The sequence below is a fragment of the Pedobacter sp. 10L46_2 genome (genome assembly GCF_056395165.1).
In genome coordinates this window covers 1-2,451 of the sequence record NZ_JBFTIZ010000437.1, presented here as the reverse complement: position 1 = coordinate 2,451, position 2,451 = coordinate 1, and the positions used below count along the sequence as shown (strand labels likewise).

Genomic DNA, 2,451 nt, shown 5'->3' with positions numbered 1-2,451 from the left:
GATGTGTGGTTACTTGCGAAGAGCACAATAAGTTTGGCGGATTAGGAGAAAGCATTGCAAGATTACTTTCAACTGAGCTTCCGTCTCCTCAGGAATTTGTTGCTGTTAACGACAGCTTCGGGGAAAGTGGTACTCCTGATCAGTTAATGACTAAATACGGATTAGATTCAATTAATATTATTGAAGCAGCTCAAAAAGTAATTAAAAGAGCAAAAAAATAAATTACCTATCCAACCAAAATAGAATAAATGAAGCAGGTTGAAGATTCAGAGATTTTAGAGAAGTTCTCAAACACAAAAACTCGCGATGAAGCCTTTAACCTGCTTTTAAATAAATATCAACAAAAAATTTACTGGCACATCCGACGCCTGGTAATTGATCATGACGATGCGGATGATCTGGTACAGGATGTGTTCATTAAGGTTTGGAAAAATCTCGATTCTTTCCGCAGCGACTCGCAGCTTTATACCTGGATATACAGGATTGCTACCAACGAATCTATCACCTTTCTCAATAAAAAGAAACAAAGAAACAATACTCCTTTAGACGAGGTATCTGATGAACTGGCAGAGACCCTGATAGCTTCATCTTATTTTAATGGGGATAAAATACAGCTAAAACTACAGCAAGCATTATTAACTTTACCTGAAAAACAAAGACTTATATTTAATATGAAATATTTTGATGAACTTAAATATGAGGAAATTTCGGAGATCACTGGCACCAGTGTAGGTGCTTTAAAAGCCTCTTTTCACATAGCTGTAAAAAAAATTGAAGTTTTTATGCTAAATGAAGACATTACCTTTTAAACCTTTTGGCAATTAATGCATCAATACATTTGTAATGAAACAAGATTTTGAAAACGATGAATGGATGAAGGGAGTTCGGGAAACCGGGTTTACTACTCCTGCGCATTATTTTAATGAATTGAGCGAAAGTATCAATGCCAGAATTAGTACTGAAAAATTAAAATCTGTTATTCAAAATGATGGGCATACTGTACCAGATCATTACTTTGAAAAATTGCAAGCCAATATTTTAGCAAAAACAGTAGGTGAAACAAAACCAATTGCAAAACCTAAAGTTATACGCTTATGGAATTCCCATCTCGTTAAGTACGCTTCGGCAGCCTGCTTTTTATTAATAACTGGCGTAGGTTTGTATTTCAACCAACAGCAAAGCCCTGCGCAACAAACAGTTTCTTCAGATTTGGCCACAGAGCAAATGTTATACGACATAGATGAGCAAGTAATTATAGATCACATTAGCAGTACCGATATTACACAGCCTAAGTCCACAGTAGCAGATACTGATTTAGAAAATTATATACTAACTAATTATTCGCAGAATGAGCTTGCAACAAGTTTATAATTTATAGAAGAAATGAAAAATTTAACCATTATAGCATTCCTTTTCGCATTTCCATTTCTTGCAATGGCACAAAAGCCAGATGACAAGAAACGCGAAGAAATTGAATCTTATAAGATTACTTATTTAACGCAAAAACTTGAGCTTTCAGCTGAAGAAGCTAAGATCTTCTGGCCAATCTACAATGATTACCAAAAAGAACAATCCCAACTGCGTAAAGAACGTGGACAAAAGATGATCAGTTTCAGAAAAATGCCCGAAATTGATGAACTTTCTGATAGCGAAGTGCAAACACTTATTGTTAATGATTTTAGCTTTAAACAAAGAGAACTAAACCTCGACAAGAAATATTACGCAAAACTAAAAGCGAGCTTACCCATTAAGGTTATAGGAAAATACTATAGAGCACAGGAAACCTTTAAACGCGAACTACTATCAAGATACCGTAATAAAAGGCCTTAAAAAGGTGTGTAGCAAAATAATTCTTAACTTTGTGTATGCTTACACAACGTCAGTTATTTCTTCAACATAACGCTCAAACCACATTAGAACCTCTTCTTTTAGAATTCAATAAAGCCAGCGGAATGTATCTTTATGATACTGAGGGCAAAAAATACCTCGACTTAATTGCCGGCATTGGCGTTAGCAATGTTGGCCATTGTCATCCTGCCGTTGTGGAAGCAGTAAAAAATCAGGCCGAAAGTTACATGCATATCATGGTATATGGCGAGTTTGTTCAAAGTCCACAAGTCAATTTTGCCAAAGCCCTTGCAGATGTTCTTCCTGCCAATTTAAATTGTACTTATTTTGTAAATTCCGGAGCAGAAGCCGTGGAAGGCGCAATGAAGCTTGCAAAACGCTATACAAATCGTACAGAGATTATTTCCTGCAACAATTCCTATCATGGCAGTACTCAAGGTGCGTTAAGCTTAATGGGCAATGAGGAGTTTAAACAAGCCTACCGCCCTTTATTACCTCATATTAAATTTATTGAATACAACTCCCTAACTGATCTGGATCTCATCACTACAAATACCGCAGCAGTATTTATTGAAACCATACAGGGTGAAGCAGGAATTAGAA

At 36.0% G+C, this 2,451-nt stretch carries 5 protein-coding genes; all 5 read left to right on the top strand.

Annotated features, from left to right (window positions below; genetic code table 11):
- On the top strand, positions 1–221 hold a 221-nt coding region (locus AC1DDX_RS26370; RefSeq protein ID WP_477622918.1), incomplete at its 5' end, for a transketolase C-terminal domain-containing protein.
- A 27-nt stretch (positions 222–248) separates the two neighbouring features.
- Positions 249–809: an RNA polymerase sigma factor gene (locus tag AC1DDX_RS26365; protein ID WP_172661208.1), complete on the top strand. Its 561-nt coding sequence runs from the start codon at positions 249–251 to the stop codon at positions 807–809.
- Positions 810–843: 34 nt separating this feature from the next.
- Positions 844–1,371, top strand: a complete 528-nt coding sequence (locus AC1DDX_RS26360; RefSeq protein ID WP_337717147.1) for a hypothetical protein — start codon at positions 844–846, stop codon at positions 1,369–1,371.
- Between the two features lie 12 nt (positions 1,372–1,383).
- Entirely contained in the window at positions 1,384–1,830 is a 447-nt protein-coding gene (locus tag AC1DDX_RS26355) for a hypothetical protein (RefSeq protein ID WP_172661210.1), read from the top strand.
- Positions 1,831–1,865: 35 nt separating this feature from the next.
- Positions 1,866–2,451, top strand: a 586-nt coding sequence (locus AC1DDX_RS26350; RefSeq protein ID WP_477622917.1) for an aspartate aminotransferase family protein, incomplete at its 3' end; no start/stop codon positions are given.

Coding starts and splice junctions, on each gene's coding strand:
- AC1DDX_RS26360 (WP_337717147.1), top strand. CDS start 844: ATGAAACAAGATTTTGAAAACGATGAATGGATGAAGGGAGTTCGGGAA.
- AC1DDX_RS26365 (WP_172661208.1), top strand. CDS start 249: ATGAAGCAGGTTGAAGATTCAGAGATTTTAGAGAAGTTCTCAAACACA.
- AC1DDX_RS26355 (WP_172661210.1), top strand. CDS start 1,384: ATGAAAAATTTAACCATTATAGCATTCCTTTTCGCATTTCCATTTCTT.